The following is a 19,543-nucleotide window of genomic DNA, read 5'->3' as shown; positions in this document are numbered from 1 at the left end:
GAATTGGCACTCTTCGTTACATTGGGCTCCTACAGCCGCGAGGCATTGGCAGTGGAACGCCCGCCCCGGTGTTCGACTCCTCACCGATGAAGACGTGGTCTCTCTGGTGCTAGAGCGCTATTCGCAACTCCCGGAGCGCTGGCGCCTCGTCATCCGGTTGGCTATGTTGCTGGTCGTTGCTGACGGCACCACCTGAAATCGTCGGCGTCCATAGTCAGACCAGTTGCCCTCGTTGTTGGCTGGAACGAGCAGGCGCAGGTTTGGTGCATCGCTCATTTGCGGATTTTCGCTTTCAGTCACACCCAGATTGAAAAAGCTCTCAACTCGAAGTATTGCTTGAACGTCTGGCGACGTTTCTTGATCGAGGCGTGCCGCAAGGGCCCCTCTTGCGGGTATTCTTTTCTACAAGATTTCAATTGGAGGCGGCGTGGGATTTTTCGACAAGGCGATTATCGGTGGCTTCGCTGCTCTCATTGGCAACGGCATCGTGCAGACCTATCGATCAAATCAGGTAACCAACCGCCGCAAGAGCACTCCGATTCAGTTTGACGATACAGTAACGCAGCGTGATTTCAACGACGCCGCAGATCGAATCGGGAGGAAGACCCCGCGGGTCGCCCGGGTACTAGCCTCTGGAATGACTGTCCATCTCACCATGCGCTCTAATAGTGGCCTAACCACGTGGAAGGCCGAGATCGATTTCAACGATTATGGGCGACTCACGGGAAACTACTGGATTTCTTCTGAGAACACCCAATCGCCGATCCCCGAGTTCTTCGCGCAGGGGCTGCAGGAAGAAATCCGAAAAGCAGGCAGCTAGAGTCGTACCCCAAGGCCAGGCCCCAAATGCCTAATTGAGGCGGAACTTCATCGCGTTCAGTGGTCTGATACCCATCGTGCAACAACACGACGCGAACATTGGGTCGCAGGCGTGCGCCCGATGGTCCGCCTCTCGGAATGTCCAGGCTGGACGGACTTCACTAATACTCCAAACTCAAAGTGACGGAATTTTGGTCGTCAAGATTTCCATTGGAACATTCGTAGACGACCACCTGTGTCGCTTCCAGCGGCACCCGAGTCCCCCACCCTTGCCGACGATCACCCGGATCCTGAATTTCAACCGGGGAATGCCAGCCCGCGTCGTCGCAGTACGCGGCGCATAATTGGGAACTCGGTATAACCGCAAAGCCCTTAATTTCGAACTGACTGCCTATCCTCTGCACTCCGACGACTTCAATATGTGGTCGTCCGTCATAACTTATACTCGCTGAATGGTGCTGAACCCATGGGGTCAAGTGGTGATAAAACTCCATGACAGACGCCACAAATTCGGGATTGGAGTTGTGTTTCTCTATACGAGCCCTGAGCAGGGCATCGCGCACGTAACCTGCCGAATTTCGGACAGGATAATATCCAGCATGCTGGTCACAGAGAGCTTGCACGGATTGGGCATCACTTAACGGTTTGGACGCGGTCATCTGCGCAACTCCATAGCTGCCCTCCGGAATGACACGTCCTTTGGCTCGCTCCAAGCGCCGCATCCACCGCGGGCGTTGCAACGCTTCGGCGGCCACGATGGCACGCATCAGTACCGGCTCGCAGTTGGCGTTAGAGGCCGCCTCCTCCACATATGCCCAAGTGCCTTCACCCATGTCCTTTCGAGCGGCTGCCAACTTTTGTTCGACACTTAGGTTTGGGGTTCGCAAGAGCTGCTGAAAAGCTGTGGCAAGCACGGCGGCGAAGACGGCGGTCCACAGGGCGAAAATAAGCTCATCGGGCTCCGGAACGAATTCCATGTAAACGCGGTAGGTAGTCAAGGACAGCGCCACAAGCCCCGTGATCAGGACCAGGTTGAAGACGTAGTAGAACCACAGCACAGGGCCGCGACCTGATCCTCGGCGCCGCAAACGCCACATGGCGCGCCCGTCGTTCAGCAGGGCATACGGCACACCCATACAGATCAAGGCGACCAGGACGTTACCATCCAATCGTTCCACTGTGATGGCCAGCAAGATTCCCACCGCATAGGTAGGTATGCAACGGAAAAGGAGGTACCTCGACGCACTTGATCGCGGAGCCTTGTCCAGCGCAGTGCGGACTGACATATACGACTCAGGCCATTCAGAGCGCATAGTCAAATACAGCACATTCAAGAAGCCTGCCCCGAGCAAGCCAAGTATTACTGACGTCATTGGATTACCTTTACTGGTGAACACCATCAGAACCAAATTAGCGAGAGCTAAGCCGCTAAGGCTTGAGCTTATTCAAAGCGTAAAAGTGCCCATTTCACCTGGGAAGACTGCACATGGCTCCACCCACCCAACTGGTGTTCCCGGTCGCAAAGGGTGGGAGCTACCGCGGGTTTGAAGCTCTTCGAGCGAACTCCGCTGGGGTCTATCACGCCAGTCAATAGGTGTCTCGCGCTGGGCGAAGGGTTCAGAGCGAAGCGCTCGTCCTTGACACTGCGTTGCGGACACTTATGGCCCTATTAGGTCCGACCTGGAAATTCATCACTTCGGATGTCACCGAGGGTTCGGCGGGGAACAGAACGCCTGACGTTCCTTTACGACACTGACCGGGTGCAGGCTTCAGGCCTTGTCGGCGAGATTGTTCTACCGCCGGCCGCTGAGGGACCGGCCGACCAGTTTGCACGCACCCCATATGCCGCAGAATTCGCGCGGGGTGGGGTCGACTTCCTTTTGACCACTGTTCACGTCCTCTGGGGAGATAACCCCGCGCGGAGGCTTCCAGAGATCACCGCTTTTGCACAGTGGATGCGAGCCTGGGCGGACCGGCCCAAGGACTGGAACCAGAACCTTCTCGTGCTGGGTAACTTCAACCTCGACCGGATCGACGATCCGCTCTTCGAAGCATTCATCTCCACCGGGCTGTGGCCACCCACGGAACTGAACACAGTGCCAAGAACCATCTTCGGCGCCGACGGCTCGAACCACTTCTACGACCAGATCGCCTGGTTTTCAGAACCCGATGGAACCTCACTGCTGGAATCAATGACCTACACCGGCCGGGCCGGACACTTCGACTTTATCCCCCACCTCTACACCGATCTCACTCGCAACGAAGTGTCCTGGCGGATCTCCGACCACTATCCATTGTGGGCTGAGTTCTCAATGTGACTGCCCAGAAAGAATCATAGGATGGTGCGCAGGTGTTGCAGGCATGACCTCACGCGCTACGCCCTTATTTCAGGGAAGAGTGAAACGAGCGCGATGCCAAGGAGGAAGCTGATGGCTGGACACCGGGAATATGATGCAGTCGACACGAATGAGCTGCTGAGGATGCTGCGCAGCGAGATCTTCGCTGCGCAGTTGAAAGTAGTTCTCGACCAGAAGCTAGGTCGCGAGACGTCTCCCACCGTCAAAAAACTGGCCGCGATGACGATGCCGTCGATCTGATATCGGTTCACCCGTGCCGGTGGCGGCCAGACTGATGCGGGCGGGTCAGATACTCTGGCTCGATGACTGACTCTCATGCCTCTGATTTGTACGATGTGGTCAACACCTGGGGCGTTGACGACGAGTTCTTCCTAAATTCGCCACATCGGTCGCTGCTGCCCGGGTGCTCGACCTTGGCTGCGGCACCGGACGCGTGACTCTGGCGGTCGCGCTGGCAGGATGCAAAGTCACAGGTGTGGACCCAAATGGGTCAAGACTGGAAGCGGCGCAGGCAAAGCCGAACGCCGGTCAGATGGAATGGATCGAGGGTGATTCGACAGCTATTCCACCGGGCTACGAGTTCGACACGGCAATCATGAGCGCGAACGTTATTCAGGAAATTCTCGACGACGCAGAGTTAGCCCGGTCATTCGCCGATATCGCTCACCACCTTGTCGCGGGCGGCCGACTGGCCTTCGACAGCCGTGACCCAATGGGACGAGGGTTGGAAGCCTGGACGAAAGAACGCAGCCACAAAGCTGTCCAACTCCCTGAAGGGGAAAGCCAGCAATGGTACCAGACCACCCAGGTTGATGAGGCGAACGGCTTGGTTGAATTCTTCGCTAATGAAGTCGGCGCTGATGGCACGGAGAATATTGGATGTGGCACCCTGCGCTTCCGTTCAGAAGAGCATCTGCGCTCCATGCTCAGCCAGGCAGGACTGGTCGTCAACGAGGTCTCCGGCGGATTCGAGGGCGAGCCAGCCGGGCAGGGCATCGGCAGTCTGGTCGTTACGGCCCACAAACCGTGACACTGCCCTGGTTGACAACCAACTAGACCTCCGTGCAACTTGTCGGACGGGGTCACAAACGGCACCCGCTAGGACCCAGTCCCGCATCCCCCGACATCTTTCAGTAAGGATCCTCGTGAAGGTCAGCCTACGACCCGAGGGTAATGATCTCTGTCTCATCGGTTCGGTGTCCTGGTTTGGTGAGCTCCAAACTGGCCAGATGTTTTTGTAGTCGTTTGGACATGGGAAGAAACGTTCCCAAGGTGAGTCCCCCAGACAGCACTGCACCAACGACGGGGATGAATTTAGCAACTCCGCTAGCGAAGATCTTCTTGGTCATGTTCGCGCCAATATAGCCAGCAACTCTTTTCACAACTGGGTAAACGACTCCCTTGGTCAAGGCTTGCTGGGGTAGTTTCTTGGCTACGTTGCCGGCGATCATTCCAGCGACTCTGGCGACACCACCCTGGGCAATTTGCACTCCGAACATCACACCCACGAACAAAGTCAGCATGCTCTCGGTTGCTTCATCGATATCTTCGCCATCATCGGCGAACAGATCAGGCCAACTGTAGATGTAGGCAAGCTTCTGGGAGATTCGAAGCATGTGCCCCATGTACTGCGCTATGTCGGCTGGCACGGTGCCGACCATCGCCAGGCCGCCGGGAATGCCGGCAATGGTCGACAAGCCCGTGACCTTACTCGTCTCATACACGATGGAGGTGTTTGCTATCTCATTGATGACCTTGAGAGGAATACCCGCTGCCGCTGGACTTTCGGCGATTGCCCTGGCGATCTGCTCCTCGGTGCAATGGCGCTTGAGCGCTGTTCGCAGGTAGGCGGCCCTGCTGATCCTCGCACCTGGTAGCCTCGCCGCAGCGTCCAGCACCTGGGTGAAATTCGATCCGGAGTTTTGGATTTGTTGGCGTTCGGTCATGGCTAGATCGTACCGGTGAGTTATACCCGGATACCCGTCTGCGAGAATGATCCACCTCGATTCCCTTCAAAACGAACGCCTTCACCACGGTGTAGGCAATGATTGAAACCATGACGAGTATCAAAGGATTCGCTTTTCGCGGCTACAGGAGTTTTCCTTCGGATCAGCTGGCGCTGATGTTTCCCCTCCGTGGAATCAATCTCATCGTCGGTCAGAACAACACGGGAAAATCGAATATCTTGCGTGTCATCGCCGATACATATGGGAGTGATGCCGCACCACCATCCTCTTGGGATCGCCCGCTCGGAGACGCGGAGCGTTCGTTCATGCGATGGGAGTTGTACGATCTTGCGGACGTACTCGAGTGGGAAACCGTTAGATCTCAGTCGCCGCAGACACTAAGCAAATTGACCGCTTTTCTGAAACTTCGGGGAATTACCTTTCCAAATCTGGAATCTGATGTTGTGGGCTTTCCCACCAACGGTGTTGGTACCGATCAAGAGGCCTTGAAACAGATGGCTCGAGAATCGGCGGGCAGCCCGGTGGCTCGTGACCTATCCATGCTTTTGACCCATTCCGGCGGAGGCGGAGCGGGCGAGGACGAATACAGAGTCCTCCGGTGGATATGCTCCTCAAGGCCGGCTGCCCCTTCCGCCTTCACCGTGAGTGGTGTGAGAACAATTTCAGCCGGCAATAACGAAGCGCCCGACCTGAACGGGCTGAGCATCAAGCGCCGTCTACTTGAGTTACAGAATCCGTCAACGGATCGACTGGCAGATAAGGAGCTTTTCGGGAAGGTACAGGATTTCGTCCGTGCTGTGCTCGACGATCCAAGTATTACTATCGACGTCCCGCATGACCTATCAACAATCCATGTTACCCAAGGTGGTCAAACCTTACCGATTGAGAATGTCGGGACCGGGGTCCACGAAGTGGTCATTATCGCGGCCGCAGCGACAGTTACGCAGAACTCGATTATCTGCATGGAAGAACCTGAGGTACATCTTCACCCGGTACTTCAGCGCAAACTTCTCCGTTACCTTTCATCGAGCACAACAAATCAGTACTTTATCGCGACACATTCCGCTCATATGCTGGATTCTGAGATCGGAAGCATCTTTCACGTTGCCCGCAACAGTGGTGCATCAAGCGTGCGATTCGCAGGGTCCGCGAGGGCTCGTGCTGTGGTGTGCGCAGATCTCGGGTACCGCCCGTCGGACCTAGTCCAAACGAACGCGGTCTTATGGGTCGAAGGACCTTCCGATCGCATCTACCTCAAATACTGGATTGAGAAGCTTGCACCAGGAAGGTTTATCGAGGGCACACACTATTCGTTGATGTTTTACGGAGGAGCCTTACTTAGCGCGCTCTCACCTCTTGATGCGGAGGAGGTGGACGAATTCATCTCGCTTCGAAATCTTAACCGCTACATGATGGTTCTCATTGACTCAGATAGGAAGAGCAAACACGCCCGGCTCAACACTAGTAAGCAGCGAGTTATCGCTGGTCTCCAGGAGGACCCAACAACGAGCCTAGCTTGGGTGACCGCGGGCTACACTATAGAAAACTACGTCCCCGAACACGTCCTCACTCGTGCGGTACGTGCCGCCCATCCATCTATTGGGGGTCGCATGCTACCCACTCAGGATCAATGGTCGAATCCCCTCGCTTCAGCGCGGCTAGGTATACAGCAACCGAGCAAGGTCGCCGTTTCGAAAGCTGCAACCATATTGTGGGCGGATGACTGGCCGCTTGACTTGAAGAGGCAAGTAAGGAAAGTCATTGCCCTAATCGAGGCCGCCAACCGTCATTCTTAGTCCGAACCTTCGAAAGGCACAACATAATGTCAGTTATGTTGTGGGCAGGTATCACCGGAAGTGCTGTTTTTAATCGGTGGCATTGGATGTCGGCGTAGGACAGTCCGGATTCCGAGGATAGGAACGGACAGCTAACAGCATGGCCGACCTCATCAGGTACCAGGAACGCATCGAGTGGATGGGCGCAGAGGTACTCACCTTGCCCGAAGTCTGGCCCGCTCGACCGCGGGTGGTGATAGTCGGAATCAATCTCTCGCTGGATAGTGTTGCGGCCGGACACTATTTTCAAGGGAAGGGCGCGCGCGGTCGGATCACGATGCTGGTGAAAGCAGGGCTCATTGAGCTCAACGAAGGTGAGCGTCAGTCCGAACGGGCGGCGCTTCAGGCTGGCGTCGGTTTCGCTGACCTCGTTCGCAGGCCGACACGAAGCTCAGCTGACCTACCCAACAGTGAGATTGAGTATGGCAAAGCGTTGTTTGAAAGCAATGTGGCTGCGCATGAGGTTCCCACCGTCATCGCGATCTATGCCCCACCGGTCGAAGCACTATTGGGCACGAAGGCGAAACCTGGTTACCAAAGCCTGCTGAACTCGTGGGGTGCACGTGTATTCAATCTGCCACGCCCTTACTTGAAGGCTGAGTTGGCGGCAGAGGTCATGGCGACACTGAACTTAGAGTAAGCGGACGACCTGAGACTCCAAGCTGCGCAATCCTGCTCCGCGAGCCATTGCCCTCCCGTGCCCGGCCAAGCTTCCCCAGGACCGGCTGCAGCCGGTGTTTATAGCTGGTTGGCTGCCCCAGGCCATCCGTTGGACTCGCTCCTGAAGTACCCCTTAACGAGTGGATTTCCTTTAGGGCGCTTCCACTCAGGCACCAACTCCATCAAGGGTTCTGGCGCGTCCATCAAGTTATCAGGACGGCGTTTAAGGTGGATCCATTCGCCTGTTGCAGTCGCGGCTTTCGCCAGGCGTTTTGCAAATATCAGGTCGTCAAGCACCTCCAATTCCAGGCCCGCAGCAGCTTGAGTGCGCAGCCAGTGCAGGGAAAGCTCGTAGAGGAAGCGGAGGTACGAAGTCCCAGCAAGGCTCCTCGCGTGTGTCAGCCAGAAGAGCATGATGTGCTGGTCAATGCCGCTCATATCGGCAATAGGATGAGATGTCGTGGCTGCAGCCGGCGGGCGCTTGAGTGCCTCAAGAATGGGCCTAAACTCCTCAAAGCGTGTGTCGAAGCTGTCGAGTGAGGCATGGAGCCGTGCGACTTCTCCGGCTGATACCAGTCGCCCCCTGCTCGGCGCCCCGGACTCCCTGTCCTGGTCAGTCTCGATCAAGGGGCCAAACTCGATAGCGGGGAGATCGCGGTAACAGCGGTAGCGGAACAAGTTGATAGGCAAACCCCACTGATGTAACGCCCGGATGCTGAGCTCAGTTTCGAGTCGACAGTCGCCGCGACGATGATGACCTCATGGGATAGGTGTAGGACTGGCGCTAAAGGGTGGCCGAAGCGTTCGAGAAAGGCTTCGGCTAAGTCCATACCTGGCCGATTACGTTCGAACGCGGCTAGTATCTGGTCTGTGTCCAGCGTCGTGGCCCAGGCCTAATACTCGATAACCTGGCTCATGGTGTCTCGGATGGCCCCACCCAGCTAGAACTCGACTAACACAGTGGTCGCATTCGCATCGAGCGCGAGCATATCGACACCGCCGTTTTCAGTAATAGAACGCCGTCGCTGCCGCCCAATGATGAGCAGCGGTTTGCCCAGACACGATGGGTCTGAGACCACGAGGTCTTCCACTTCGTCTTCACGTCTCATAGTGGAGGATTGCTCTTTGACCAGTTTCTTCCCGTCGACAATGCGCCACATCGGAGGCTCGCCGTTCACCAGGTGAGACCCGATTTGATGATCTTTCCTCCCTCGTCAACCTCGCCCCCCACCGCGGAGGAACAAGTCGGATGTCCTGTGCCCTTCCACTACAGTGTCTTCCTGCGGTGCAACCGCGGGTGCAGGTGCGCCCTGCGACGTACAGTTCTGGCTGTACTCCACAGTTAGTCCATCACCGGAACCCTGCCTAGTCGCGAAAATTATCTGGGTGAGTGAATGGATGATCCAATGCTTGTCTCGTTTGAGCGCAGCGATGGCCGCGGCAGGTTGGTTGGATGGTCTCGCCTTGAGCCTTCCATTTGAACGGTCCTTAGGACAGTGGCTCCGGCCTGGTGCTGGGGTAGAAGGCTTCATGGGTAGCAACGATCGGGGTGATTGTCGCGCTCTGGATGCAGCCGAAAACGGCCGATCACAATTGGCTCTTGAAGCTCCGCACACGGACGGCGTCGATTCGAAGCCGCGACGAAACCTCGATTCCACTCGGCGCCAGCTGGTCCTGAGAGCCGTCACTGCTTTTGGCTAACCGGTCAGTGGCATCGGTCTCGATGAATTCCCCGATGGCACGACAGGGTTTACTTCTTACCCTGTGCGGCAGAGGTTATTCCGCGACGGAACTACACGTTAAACCTAAACTCCACGACGTCGCCGTCGCCCATCACGTACTCTTTGCCTTCGATGCGCACCTTGCCGCGGGACTTGGCTTCGGCCATAGACCCGGCGTCGACGAGGTCCGAAAAGGACACCACCTCTGCCTTGATGAAGCCGCGCTGGAAGTCGGTGTGGATGACCCCTGCCGCTTCGGGCGCCGTCGCACCCTTGTTGATGGTCCAGGCCCGGGTTTCCTTAGGGCCCGCCGTCAGATAGGTCTGCAGCCCGAGGGTGTGGAAACCGACGTGTGCCAGCTGGTCAAGGCCCGATTCGCTCTGGCCATTCATCTCGAGCATCTCGCGGGCTTCCTCTTCATCCAGTTCCACCAGATCGGATTCGAGTTTGGCGTCGAGGAAGATGCAGTCGGCGGGGGCGACGAGTTCGCGCAGTTCCGCTTCCTTCTCCTCATTGCCCAGCACAGAGTCGTCGGCGTTGAACACGTAGATGAAGGGCTTGGCGGTGAGCAGGCTCAGCTCGCGCAGGTGCTCCATCTCCAGCTTGTCCTTCGCCACCGACGCGAAGATGGTGTCGCCGCGTTCCAGCACCGACTGGGCCGCGATCATCGCAGCCAGCTGGGCAGGTTCCCGCTTCTTGATCTTGACTTCCTTTTCCACCCGCGGAATGGCCTTCTCAAGGGTCTGGAGGTCGGCGAGGATCAACTCGGTGTTGATGGTCTCCATGTCGGAGCGCGCGTCGACTTTGCCGTCGACATGAATCACGTCAGGATCGTCGAACACGCGGATGACCTGGGCGATGGCCTCGGCTTCCCGGATGTTGGCCAGGAACTGGTTACCCAGCCCCTCCCCCTCGGATGCACCCTTGACGATTCCCGCAATGTCCACGAAGGAGACGGTGGCGGGCAGGATGCGCTGCGACCCGAAGATCTCAGCCAGCTGGCCAAGACGCGCGTCCGGCAGGCTGACCACCCCCACGTTCGGCTCGATCGTTGCGAACGGATAGTTCGCTGCGAGCACGTTGTTGCGGGTTAGCGCGTTGAAAAGGGTTGATTTGCCGACGTTGGGCAGTCCGACGATGCCAATAGTAAGAGCCACGGGAATAGAGTCTACCGTTTGCCCCGGCTTCCACCGCGCCGCCGCCGGATCCACAAAATGTCGGTGGCGACTGTCACTGTAGTGCCATGGATGGATTCATTGTGGTTCTGATCGTGTTGGCGCTCCTTGTTGGGGCAATAGTCGGCGCCGCTGGCATGGGCTGGGCGGCTCGCCCCCGGATACAGCGACTGACGGAGGAACTGGACGACGTCGGCGGCCGTCTGGGCGGCACCACCGCAGCCCTGGCGACGGCGACTGCTGAGAACCGGATGCTGGTGGCCCAGAACCGGGACCTCACCAATCGATCGGTCGGCGACCAGTCGGTGTTGCGTGCGTTGGCGCCGGTCGCGGACAAGCTGAACCACCTGCAGTCCCAGGTGGGTGTTCTTGAACGCGACCGGGTGGAACAGTTCGGCCAGCTCGCAGAGCAGCTCCGCGAGGCAAGGCACTCGGATGCACAGCTTCTGTCCACGACTCATTCCCTGACTGCTGCGCTCCGCAGCAACAGCGCGCGCGGGCAGTGGGGTGAGGTGCAGTTGCGCCGGGTGGTGGAGGCCTCCGGGATGTTGGCCCGCGTCGATTTCCTGGAGCAGGCCACTATCACCCTCAACGCCGGCGCGAAGGATTCTGCTGCCAGGCCGGACATGATTGTGCAGCTGCCCGGCGGCAAACAGCTGGTGGTGGATGCGAAAGTACCGCTGGCCGCCTTCCTTGACGCCCATGAGCTACCGGAAGGATCCGAGACCGGCGAGGGAAACGCACCGGGCCAGCGGGACCTCCTCCTGCGACAGCACGCGAAGGCTCTCCGCGCTCACATTGATGCCCTGGCCCGGAAAAGGTACTGGCTCGGAGTAGAGAACACCCCCGAGCTGGTGGTGTGTTTCATCCCGGTGGAGTCGGTGCTCTCCACCGCACTCCGGGCTGATCCGGGCCTCCTCGACTACGCGTTTACCCGCAATGTCGCACTGGCATCGCCGGTGTCGCTCCTGACCATCCTCAAGGGTGCGGCGTACAGCTGGCGGCAGGATGTGCTGACCGAGCACGCCAAGGAGCTTTTCGATCTGTCCCGGCAGCTGTACGACCGGCTGGGCACCATGGGCGAGCACGTCACGAAGCTCGGCAACTCGCTGAAATCCTCGGTGGAGAAATACAACTCGTTTGTGGGGACCCTAGAGACACGGGTGCTGCCGACAGCCCGACGGATCAACGACTTCGACTCGGCATCACTGGGCAACTCGGCATCACTGGGCAACTCGACACAGCCGGCAGAGAAGTCCGGACCGCTGCGGGTGTCGCCGGTGGAATCGACGCCACGGCTCCTGAGCGCTGCCGAACTGCTGAACGAGAGCAACTCCAACAGCGACGACGACCGCCGCAGCGCTTAGGGACGGCTGCGGAAATGCCGATGATCGCAGATCAGCGCTTCGGCCGGGGTCCTCTGCCACCGACACCGCTGGTGGAGTCCCCCATTGCCTTCAGGGTGGCGCGGATCTCCTTGGGCAGCGAGAAGATGATGTCCTCCTCAGCCGTCACCACTTCCTCGACGTCGCCGTACCCGTACTCGGCCAGCAGACGCAGCACGTCCTGAACCAGGTTGTCGGGCACTGACGCTCCCGAGGTCACGCCGATCGTCGAGACACCCTCGAACCAGGTTTCGTCAACCTCGTTGGCGAAGTCGACCCGGTAGGATGCCTTGGCGCCGTACTCAAGTGCCACTTCCACCAGCCGCACGGAGTTCGACGAGTTGGCCGACCCCACGACAATCACCAGGTCTGAACTGGGCGATATCTTCTTGATCGCGGCCTGACGGTTCGAAGTGGCGTAACAGATGTCGTCGCTGGGGGGATCCTGCAGGGTGGGGAACCGCTCCTTCAGGAGGTTGACGGTCAGCATGGTCTCGTCGACGCTCAGCGTGGTCTGGGACAACCAGATCACCCGCTCAGGATCGCGCACCGTTACCTTGTCCACGTCTTCGGGCCCATTGACGATCTGGATGTGGTCGGGCGCCTCCCCCGCGGTTCCCTCGACTTCTTCATGTCCCTCATGGCCGATCAGCAGGATATCGAAATCGTCGCGCGCGAAACGGACAGCTTCCTTATGGACCTTGGTGACCAGCGGGCAGGTCGCATCAATGGTTCGCAGCCCCCGGTCTTCGGCCGACTGGATCACTGCAGGTGACACTCCGTGAGCGGAAAAGACCACCAGTGCCCCCTCGGGCACTTCCTCGTTCTCTTCAACGAAGATGGCACCCTTGGCCTCCAGGGTGCTGACCACGTGCAGATTGTGAACAATCTGCTTGCGGACGTACACCGGGGCACCGTAGTGTTCCAGCGCCTTTTCGACGGCGATCACGGCCCGGTCCACTCCGGCACAGTAACCGCGCGGAGCGGCAAGCAGGACTTTGCGTCCCCCCTCGACGGGCTGCGCGGCGTCGATCTCGGCAGGCGAACGCCGCCTCCGAGGTACCGAAGGCATGGGCACTGAGACGGCTGTGCTGGTCATCCTTCAATGCTAACGGCTCGAAGCCGCACTACCCGAAGCCGCCAGCTGTGATCCGCTCAGAGCTAACCCTGCGTGGGCTAATCCGGGTGGGTCAATCAGGGTCAGCCCGGCTGCGCTGATCCGCTCGGTCGGTCCCTCGCAGCTAGGCCGGCTGGGCCCGACGCCGTCCGCCGCCAAGGAGTCTCGCCGCCACACCCACCACACAGCACACCACTCCCACTCCGACGACTGCCAATGCCAGCGGCTGGGCATCTTCTACAGCCCTCGCTACCAGGCCCTCCCTGAACAGTGCAGCAATGGGACTTTCAATGGCGGCATTCTGCACACGCAACTGTTCGACGGCTCCCGGCGCCGCGCCGGAGGCCAGCCAGTAGAGCCCACCGACGACAGCGATCCCGACGCCGAGCAGTGCCAGCGTCGTGCCGCGCCGCCGGGCAACGACCATGGCAAGCAGTGCGCTAATCCCGGCTGCGATCAGCAGGACGGGCCACAGACCAGAGACGGCTGCCAACTGCCCCAGAGACGCCTGTTGCTCTGCCGGACCGATCTCGATCAAGGTCTCAGCGGGTTCCGGAACCTCAATACCGATTCCCGAGCCGACCTCCTGGAGCGCAAGTGACAGCACGGGGGTCAGATCGAGCCTGAGGGGTTGGGGCGACTCCACCCCGGTGCCCAGATTCACCTCGGTCGGAAAGCTCAGCTCATGGGAGCGGCGCAGCGTATCGTCCCAGGCCGCGGGGTACCCCGGCAGGGCAGCGACGGTGGCTGCCGCATCAGCGATCAAGGGCTCGATGATGTCCGCGAGCGCTGGCGGAAGCTCGGCGGCCGTGGTCGCCTCAGTGGCGAGAGCGTCCGTCAGCTGGGCCTGGAACTCGGGATCAGCGCCGAGCGGCCCGGCGAGTTCAACAAAACCGTCAGCCTGCACGAGGTTCCGTTCGATCCAGGCACCCGGCAGGGCGACGCCCGCAAGTACCACCGCGATCAGCACCAAGAGTGCTGCACCGACTGTCCGCATGTGTCGTCCCTGGCTTGTAGTGGCAGAAGTATCGATTATGCACTTCCTACACCACTATTCCTCCACACCTACCCGGCGTGGACACCCAGAGGGGGTGCAAGCTGATAGACATTAGGGGAACAGGTGTGCGTGTGGAAGGTCTACCGCCTGTTCCCGCCACGAGCGTTGGGAGTGTCAACTAATGAAGAACGAAGGAGCGGCGCAGCCGCCAAACTTCGCTGCGGGTGCGCCAACCGGGACGCCTCCGCTGGTTGACGCCAGGCAAGGCGGGCCGACGACGCCGCCCGCCACGGCCGCCGAGACCACCGCCGATCGCCCGTGGCCCCTCCATCTTCTGTCCGAGAAACTCAAGGCCCACCTTGAGCGGGCCCCCGCTGCGTGGGTGGAGGGACAGGTGATCGAGGTCAACCGCCGGTCAAACATGTGTTTCGTGACGCTGCGGGATGTCGACGCAGAGGTGTCGCTGCCCCTGACCATCCGGGGCAATGTGCTGTCCCGGCTGGAGCTTCCCCTCGAGCACGGTTCGCGCGTGGTGGCGCAACTCAAGCCCGATTTCTGGTTGAAGACCGGACGGTTGTCCATGCAGACCTGGCAGATCCGGCAGGTGGGACTGGGCGACCTGCTGGCCAGAATTGAACGCCTTCGCCAGTTGCTGGCAGCGGAGGGCCTGTTCGCCGCGCGGCTGCGCAAGCCCCTGCCGCTGCTGCCCCACCGGATTGGCCTGATCACCGGTCGCGGATCGGATGCCATGAAGGACGTCCTGCGCAATGCCAGTCTTCGCTGGCCCGCCGTGGAGTTCGAAATCCGCGAAGTCGCCGTCCAGGGGGTGGGGTGTGTGGGCCAGGTGACCGCTGCTCTGGCAGAGCTCGATGCCCACCCCAGCGTCGACGTCATCATCATCACCCGCGGCGGCGGGTCATTGGAAGACCTCCTGCCGTTCAGCAGCGAGGAGATGGTCAGGGCCGTCGCTGCCACCCGTACCCCGGTTGTCAGCGCGATCGGTCATGAGGCCGACCGTCCACTGATCGATGAAGTCGCTGATCTGCGGGCTTCCACCCCCACCGATGCCGCGAAGCGTGTGGTTCCCGACGTCGCCGAGGAGTTTCAGCGGATCCGCCAGTCGCGCGCACAGTTGTCACGCGCCATCGACACACTGGTGTCCAGGGAAACGGAGCGTCTCACCCATCTGCGATCCCGCCCGGTCCTGGCCCAGCCCGAGGGCATGGTGTCAGTGCGGGTGGAGGACGTCGAACGGTGGCGTGGACGGGCACGCCAGGCTGTCACCTCGGCAGTGGCCCGCGACATCGACCGGGTGCACCACCTACGGTCACAGGTGAGGGCACTGTCGCCGCAGAACACCCTTGACCGCGGGTATGCGGTGGTCCAACTGGCTGACGGGTCCGTCGCCCGTGATGCTGCAACCGTCACCGCTGGGACTCTGCTTAAAATCCGGTTGGCGCGCGGCGACCTGGCCGCGTCAGCGCTCGCCCCCAGCCACGTATCTCCCTCCACCGAACCGAAGGACATCCCATGAGCCAACCCACAGCGCCATCGACCGGTGAGACCGGACCGGATGCAGATGTCAGTTCCCTGTCCTACGAGCAGGCCCGGGAGCAACTCGTCGCCGTCGTCAGCCAGCTCGAGGCCGGCGGGGTGACGCTGGAGCGCTCGCTCGCCCTGTGGGAGCGCGGTGAGGCCCTGGCTGATCACTGCGAATCCTGGCTCGAAGGCGCCAAGAAGCGTCTCGCCGCGGCGCGGGACAAGGCCGAACAGTCGGGCTAAACCGGCATATCACCGGGCAACGCTGAACCACGACGTGGCGCTGCCTAGCTGACCGCCGGGCGGAACCGGGTCAGGAATTCGCCAGCCGTGCCTTCTCTGCCGCGACGTCGAAATCGGCGCGCGGCCAGCTCAGCTGCATGTCCTGCAGCGCATCGATGATCAACTGCTGCACCGCAATACGGGCATACCACTTGCGGTCCGCCGGAACCACGTACCACGGGGCGTCGGGGGTAGCCGTCCGCTCGATGGCTATCTGGTAGGCCACCTGGTACTCATCCCACAGCTGACGCTCGTCAAGGTCACCGGTGTTGTACTTCCAGTGCTTGTCCTTGCGTTTCAGCCGCTCCGTCAGGCGTTCCTTCTGTTCCTCCGGGCTGATATGAAGCATCACCTTGATAATGCGGGTGCCGCTCTCCGTCAGCCCGGCCTCGAAGTCGCGGATGATGCCGTACCGCTCCTCAATCGTTGCGGGCTCCGCCATCCCGCGGACCCGCTGGATCAGCACGTCCTCATAGTGAGACCGGTCGAAAACGCCGATGATCCCCGGCCCGGGAAGCTGTTTCCTGACACGCCACAGGAAGTCATGGCGCTTCTCGGCGCGGGTGGGAGCCTTGAAGGCATAGTGCTTCACGCCCTGCGGATCTACGGCCCCCACCACATGGCGGACGATCCCGCCTTTGCCCGCCGTGTCCATCGCCTGCAGAACCACCAGCAGGGAGATCTCGCTGCCGAACCTGCTCTCGGCGAACAGTTTTTCCTGCAGGTCCGAAAGCTGGGCGTTCCCCTCAGCGAGTTTGGCTTTGCCCTTCTTCTTGCCACCTGAAAACCCCGGGGTGGAGCGCGGCCGGATCGAAGCCAGGTCCACATCCGGCCCCGCCAGAAGGCCTTGGGTGGGGCTTGTCTTGAACGCGGGCGCTGACGGCATCGTGGTCCTTTCGAAGACGGACTAGGGCTTGTAGGTACTCAGGAACTCGGCCAGCCGGCCAATGGCGTCCTCAAGATCGTCAACATTGGGCAGAGTCACCATGCGGAAGTGGTCAGGGTTGATCCAGTTGAAGGCCCGGCCATGGGAAATCAGGATCTTCTGCTGTTTGAGCAGGTCGAGGGCAAACTGCTCGTCGTCCTTGATCGGGTACACCTCTGGGTCCAGCCTCGGGAACAGGTAGAGGGCTCCCTGGGCGAGTTCACAGCTGACCCCGGGTATCTCGTTCAACAGCTGGTAGGCCTTGTCCCGCTGCTGCCTCAGCCGGCCCCCGGGCAGGATGAGGTCATTGATGCTCTGGTGGCCACCGAGTGCCGTCTGGATCGCATGCTGGGCCGGCACGTTGGCACACAGCCTCATATTCGCGAGGAGGTTGATGCCCTCGATGTAATCGGCAGCCTGGTGCTTGGGCCCGGTGATCGCCATCCACCCACTCCGGAATCCGGCAATCCGGTAGGCCTTCGACAGGCCACTGAAGGTCAGGCACAGGACGTCGTCGCCGGTGACGGTGGCCGCGTTGATGTGGACGGCGTCGTCGTACAGGATCTTCTCGTAGATCTCGTCGGCGAAGATGATAAGACCGTGCTCACGCGCCAGCTTCACCATGCCCTCGATGATCGACCGGGGGTAAACGGCACCGGTTGGGTTGTTGGGATTGATCAACACAATCCCCTTGGTGCGGCTGGTGATCTTGGAGGCCAGGTCTTCCAGATCGGGCCACCAGTGATTCTCCTCGTCACAGAGGTAGTGCACCGCGGTCCCCCCGGCCAAACTCACTGAGGCAGTCCAGAGGGGATAGTCGGGGGTGGGCACCAGGATCTCGTCGCCGTTATTGAGCAGCGCCTGCAGCGAGAGGGTGATCAGTTCGCTGACCCCGTTCCCCAGGTAGACGTCGTCGACGTCCATGTGGGTGAGGCCGTGGCTTTGGTAGTACTGCACCACAGCGGTCCGGGCGGAGAAGATGCCCCGGGAATCGCTGTAGCCCTGCGCTTTCGGGAGGTGGCGGATCATATCGACCAGGATCGCTTCCGGGGCCTCGAACCCGAATGGCGCCGGATTCCCGATGTTGAGCTTCAGGATCCGGTGTCCCTCCGCCTCCATGAACTTGGCATGATCGAGCAGCGGCCCCCTAATGTCGTAGAGAACGTTGTGGAGCTTAGTCGACTGCTTGAATTCTGCCATTTACACAGGATGCCACAGAGGCACCGTAGGACACGTGATTGGCTGCCCTGCCACCTGCGAGGTTACGTTTTACGGAACCGGTTGCGGTGGTCCTTCGCCATCGCGGACTCTCTGGCCTGATGGTGAGATCCGCGATCCCGGATCCGGCTGACGTCGGTTTGGCGCCGGTGAAGATGTTCCAGCTCCTCCGCCATTTTCTGGTAGCTCAGCCAGCGCCGCTCCTCGAGCGCCCCACTGGCGAGGGCCGCCTGGACAGCACACCCGGGTTCCGGTCCATGGCGGCAGTCGGTGAATCGGCAGTGGGCGAAGAGTTCCTCAATGTCACCGAACACTTCATCCAGGCCGCCCGCGGCGTCCCACAGGGCAAACCCACGCACCCCTGGCGTGTCCATTAGCACCGCGCCTCCCGGCAGGGGAATCAGTTCCCTCGACGTCGTGGTGTGTTTCCCTCTCCCATCGCCAGCCCGCACCGCCCCGGTGTCCTGTACCGCCGTGCCGACCAGTGCGTTCACCAAGCTGGATTTCCCCGCTCCGGAGGGACCGAGCAGCACGACTGTGGCGCCGGGACGAAAACGCGCCAGCACCTCGTCCAGGCCGTCGCCGGTATCCGCTGAGGTGGTGAGCACCTCAGCGGCTCCGGCCCGTTCGACGGTCTGCGCAACCACCTCATCGAACCGGTTGCTCAGGTCTGCCTTGGTAAGAATGACTAGAGGGACAGCACCCGAATCCCAGGCAGCCACCAGGGTGCGCTCCAGACGGTTGGACGAGATGGGCCGATCAAGGGGGACCACCACGCCCACCAGGTCGACGTTCGCCGCAAGAACCTGGACCTCAGCGAGTGGATCATGAGCCTTCTTGCGCTGCAGGACCGAGTACCGGGGCATGACCCCCACGATCGCTGAGTGCGTGGAGTCAGCACCCGTCAGCGCCACCCAGTCACCGGTAGCGACGTCGGGGCGTGCGTCATGCTTTTCAATGCCATGCGCCGTCGCGACCAGCATCCGGCTGCGGTCAACCCTGACCACGCGCCCCGGTTTGCACTGCCGATCCGGGAAGGCAGCTCCGAAGAGCGAGCTAATCCGGTCGGTCAGGCCATAGTGCTGCAGTTCGTCCATCGGCAGCCCTCATTCCCTGTTGGCCATCGTCAGGGCGATATCGACCAGTTCCACCCGGTTCAGGGTCGGAAGATCGGCGAGATCCACCCAGGCAGCCCGGTCGGTGGATCCGTCAGCCTCATGACGAAGCACTCCGCCAGTGGTGTGCGCGCGGTAGACAATCCGCAGGGCATGCATCGGCCGACCCGACCCGTTGTGCCGCGAGGAGCCGGGGATGTGCAGGCTATCTACACCGAGAAGGTCGTCCAGCAGCGCCGTGTATCCCGTTTCCTCTTCGATCTCGCGGACGGCCGCGGTGGGCGCGTCCTCTCCCAGCTCGAGTCCCCCGCCCGGCAGGGTCCATCCCGTGGAGCCAGCCTCGTTCCAATGTGCCAGCAGAATCTTTGACTCGTTGATGATCAGGCCATAGGCCCCGACCCGTGTGTCCCATTCAGCGCTCATGGCGGCAA

At 60.5% G+C, this 19,543-nt stretch carries 22 protein-coding genes; 10 read left to right on the top strand and 12 right to left on the bottom strand.

Translation table 11 applies throughout. The features are described 5' to 3' along the window. Positions 1–117 precede the first annotated feature (117 nt). Positions 118–276: a hypothetical protein gene (locus HMI57_RS00835; RefSeq protein WP_171584009.1), complete on the bottom strand. Its 159-nt coding sequence runs from the start codon at positions 274–276 to the stop codon at positions 118–120. Positions 277–427: 151 nt separating this feature from the next. Between HMI57_RS00835 and HMI57_RS00830 the strand changes: the two genes are divergently transcribed. Beyond that, on the top strand, positions 428–820 hold the full coding sequence (locus HMI57_RS00830) for a hypothetical protein (RefSeq protein ID WP_171584008.1): 393 nt from the start codon (positions 428–430) through the stop codon (positions 818–820). 160 nt (positions 821–980) lie between these two features. Here HMI57_RS00830 and HMI57_RS00825 read toward each other — a convergent pair whose 3' ends face one another. Next, a complete protein-coding gene (locus HMI57_RS00825) occupies positions 981–2,012 on the bottom strand; it encodes a hypothetical protein (RefSeq protein WP_171584007.1) in 1,032 nt (343 codons plus the stop codon). A 567-nt stretch (positions 2,013–2,579) separates the two neighbouring features. Here HMI57_RS00825 and HMI57_RS00820 point away from each other — a divergent pair. From HMI57_RS00820 to HMI57_RS00810, 4 genes are all read left to right on the top strand, one after another. Next, on the top strand, positions 2,580–3,137 hold the full coding sequence (locus HMI57_RS00820) for a hypothetical protein (protein ID WP_216607029.1): 558 nt from the start codon (positions 2,580–2,582) through the stop codon (positions 3,135–3,137). 111 nt (positions 3,138–3,248) lie between these two features. Continuing rightward, positions 3,249–3,416: a hypothetical protein gene (locus HMI57_RS00815; protein WP_171584006.1), complete on the top strand. Its 168-nt coding sequence runs from the start codon at positions 3,249–3,251 to the stop codon at positions 3,414–3,416. A gap of 62 nt (positions 3,417–3,478) precedes the next feature. Further along, on the top strand, positions 3,479–3,613 hold the full coding sequence (locus HMI57_RS19335) for a hypothetical protein (RefSeq protein WP_267313527.1): 135 nt from the start codon (positions 3,479–3,481) through the stop codon (positions 3,611–3,613). Next, on the top strand, positions 3,610–4,206 hold the full coding sequence (locus HMI57_RS00810; protein WP_346655105.1) for a class I SAM-dependent methyltransferase: 597 nt from the start codon (positions 3,610–3,612) through the stop codon (positions 4,204–4,206). Before HMI57_RS19335 ends, HMI57_RS00810 begins: the two co-directional genes overlap by 4 nt. 127 nt (positions 4,207–4,333) lie before the next feature. On the opposite strand, the gene HMI57_RS00805 is transcribed toward HMI57_RS00810, so the two are convergent. Further along, positions 4,334–5,122, bottom strand: a complete 789-nt coding sequence (locus HMI57_RS00805; RefSeq protein WP_171584004.1) for a hypothetical protein — start codon at positions 5,120–5,122, stop codon at positions 4,334–4,336. Positions 5,123–5,220: 98 nt separating this feature from the next. Here HMI57_RS00805 and HMI57_RS00800 point away from each other — a divergent pair, with 98 nt between their 5' ends. After that, complete coding sequence (locus tag HMI57_RS00800; protein ID WP_171584003.1) at positions 5,221–6,939, top strand: AAA family ATPase; 1,719 nt, start codon at positions 5,221–5,223, stop codon at positions 6,937–6,939. A gap of 139 nt (positions 6,940–7,078) precedes the next feature. Beyond that, the gene (locus HMI57_RS00795) at positions 7,079–7,618 is read left to right on the top strand and encodes a uracil-DNA glycosylase family protein (protein WP_171584002.1); all 540 of its coding nucleotides are present in this window, start codon (positions 7,079–7,081) and stop codon (positions 7,616–7,618) included. Between the two features lie 98 nt (positions 7,619–7,716). Here HMI57_RS00795 and HMI57_RS00790 read toward each other — a convergent pair whose 3' ends face one another. From HMI57_RS00790 to ychF, 3 genes are all read right to left on the bottom strand, one after another. After that, a complete protein-coding gene (locus HMI57_RS00790; RefSeq protein WP_171584001.1) occupies positions 7,717–8,265 on the bottom strand; it encodes a hypothetical protein in 549 nt (182 codons plus the stop codon). 314 nt (positions 8,266–8,579) lie between these two features. Beyond that, on the bottom strand, positions 8,580–8,816 hold the full coding sequence (locus HMI57_RS00785; protein ID WP_171584000.1) for a hypothetical protein: 237 nt from the start codon (positions 8,814–8,816) through the stop codon (positions 8,580–8,582). Between the two features lie 614 nt (positions 8,817–9,430). Further along, complete coding sequence (gene ychF, locus HMI57_RS00780) at positions 9,431–10,516, bottom strand: redox-regulated ATPase YchF (protein ID WP_171583999.1); 1,086 nt, start codon at positions 10,514–10,516, stop codon at positions 9,431–9,433. An 86-nt stretch (positions 10,517–10,602) separates the two neighbouring features. On the opposite strand from ychF, the gene HMI57_RS00775 reads away from it, so the two are divergent. Continuing rightward, positions 10,603–11,901 (top strand): DNA recombination protein RmuC, encoded by a 1,299-nt coding sequence (locus HMI57_RS00775; RefSeq protein WP_171583998.1) that lies wholly within the window; start codon positions 10,603–10,605, stop codon positions 11,899–11,901. A gap of 31 nt (positions 11,902–11,932) precedes the next feature. On the opposite strand, the gene HMI57_RS00770 is transcribed toward HMI57_RS00775, so the two are convergent. After that, on the bottom strand, positions 11,933–13,018 hold the full coding sequence (locus HMI57_RS00770) for a 4-hydroxy-3-methylbut-2-enyl diphosphate reductase (RefSeq protein ID WP_171583997.1): 1,086 nt from the start codon (positions 13,016–13,018) through the stop codon (positions 11,933–11,935). 142 nt (positions 13,019–13,160) lie between these two features. Beyond that, entirely contained in the window at positions 13,161–14,033 is an 873-nt protein-coding gene (locus HMI57_RS00765) for a hypothetical protein (protein WP_171583996.1), read from the bottom strand. A 181-nt stretch (positions 14,034–14,214) separates the two neighbouring features. Between HMI57_RS00765 and xseA the strand changes: the two genes are divergently transcribed. Both xseA and HMI57_RS00755 read left to right on the top strand, forming a co-directional pair. Further along, entirely contained in the window at positions 14,215–15,567 is a 1,353-nt protein-coding gene (xseA, locus tag HMI57_RS00760) for an exodeoxyribonuclease VII large subunit (RefSeq protein WP_171583995.1), read from the top strand. Further along, positions 15,564–15,815, top strand: coding sequence for an exodeoxyribonuclease VII small subunit (locus HMI57_RS00755; RefSeq protein WP_171583994.1), 252 nt, complete (start codon positions 15,564–15,566; stop codon positions 15,813–15,815). Before xseA ends, HMI57_RS00755 begins: the two co-directional genes overlap by 4 nt. Before the next feature lie 70 nt (positions 15,816–15,885). On the opposite strand, the gene HMI57_RS00750 is transcribed toward HMI57_RS00755, so the two are convergent. The 4 genes from HMI57_RS00750 to HMI57_RS00735 all read right to left on the bottom strand — a co-directional run bounded on the left by HMI57_RS00750 (position 15,886) and on the right by HMI57_RS00735 (position 19,535). Then, entirely contained in the window at positions 15,886–16,740 is an 855-nt protein-coding gene (locus tag HMI57_RS00750) for a PPK2 family polyphosphate kinase (RefSeq protein ID WP_171583993.1), read from the bottom strand. A gap of 21 nt (positions 16,741–16,761) precedes the next feature. Beyond that, complete coding sequence (locus tag HMI57_RS00745; RefSeq protein ID WP_171583992.1) at positions 16,762–17,979, bottom strand: pyridoxal phosphate-dependent aminotransferase; 1,218 nt, start codon at positions 17,977–17,979, stop codon at positions 16,762–16,764. A 62-nt stretch (positions 17,980–18,041) separates the two neighbouring features. Continuing rightward, complete coding sequence (gene rsgA / locus HMI57_RS00740) at positions 18,042–19,094, bottom strand: ribosome small subunit-dependent GTPase A (protein WP_171583991.1); 1,053 nt, start codon at positions 19,092–19,094, stop codon at positions 18,042–18,044. A 9-nt stretch (positions 19,095–19,103) separates the two neighbouring features. Then, a complete protein-coding gene (locus HMI57_RS00735; protein ID WP_171583990.1) occupies positions 19,104–19,535 on the bottom strand; it encodes an NUDIX hydrolase in 432 nt (143 codons plus the stop codon). Positions 19,536–19,543: the final 8 nt, after the last annotated feature.

Origin of the sequence: Arthrobacter sp. 260 (assembly GCF_013116745.1) — a bacterium.
Lineage (GTDB): Bacteria > Actinomycetota > Actinomycetes > Actinomycetales > Micrococcaceae > Arthrobacter_D.
Note: the sequence above shows the minus strand (reverse complement) of the source record. Positions and strands in the feature narration are given on the sequence as shown.